Annotated in this window: 1 protein-coding gene; it reads left to right on the top strand. The window is 38.1% G+C overall.

Features of this window, described 5'->3' with window-relative positions; all coding sequences use genetic code 11:
• A partial coding sequence (locus IE080_RS19340; protein WP_189586831.1) for an IS4 family transposase occupies window positions 1–907 on the top strand: 907 nt, incomplete at its 5' end.
• Between the last annotated feature and the right edge of the window lie 92 nt (window positions 908–999).

Consider the following 999-nt stretch of genomic DNA (forward strand, 5'->3'; position numbering starts at 1 on the left):
ATTCAGAGATATTTACATGGGTCTTTTTGAAAAACACCGTCATATTTTACCGGACAGCCGACTTAAAATGGAGGTTATCAAAAAGCTGTTTATTGTTGATTCTACCGTCATAAGTCTGTTTAAAGATATTCTCAGAGTCGCAGGCAGGCCAAGAAAAGACGGCAAAAGTAAAGGTGGTATCAAAGCCCATGTAATGATACATGCGGCAGAACTGATGCCCTGTCTGGTAAGGTATACCGAAGGGGTTCGACATGACCACACCTTTCTAAAGCACCTCAATGTTCCTGAGGGGTCTTACATTGTGATGGATAAAGGCTATACAGACTATTTGCAATATGCCCAATGGAGTGATAGAGGAATCTTTTTTATCACAAGAATGAAAGACAATGCTGTTTATCAAAGCATCGATGATATTGACCTTCCAGACGACAAAGACCAAGAAATCATTAAAGATGAAACGATAACGCTGGAATACACGGCAAACGGTAATAAAGAGACTTTAAAGCTTCGCAGAGTAGTACTATGGGATGATACTAAATCCAAGGTTATGGTGTTTTTAACCAATAGTTTTGACCAAGAAGCTGCTACAATAGCAGGAATCTATAAGTACAGATGGCAGATTGAACTTCTGTTTAAGAAACTTAAGCAAAACTTCCCTCTCAAATATTTTCTGGGAGATAACCAGAATGCAATTGAAATACAGATTTGGTGTTCACTTATCTGCCTTCTGCTGATGGAAGTTGTCCGAAAGTCCATTAAAAGAAATTGGGCATTCTCCAATATGGTCGCTTTGGTCAGGTTTCATATGGTCAGCTATGTTCATCTAATTAACTTCCTCAACGATCCTGAAAAAGAGTTAAAAGAAAGCATAAAAAATCAGGATCAAACCTCTCTGTTTCCAACATAGGGGCTTACTTTTCATTCATAACAGAAAGAGTAGCTATATTTATTCCTTTCAAACAATTTTCACTAATGGCCGACTTTAGTCGGACACTAGTG

It is taken from the genome of Mongoliitalea lutea, assembly GCF_014652135.1.
In the GTDB taxonomy this organism is placed as follows: Bacteria; Bacteroidota; Bacteroidia; order Cytophagales; family Cyclobacteriaceae; genus Mongoliitalea; species Mongoliitalea lutea.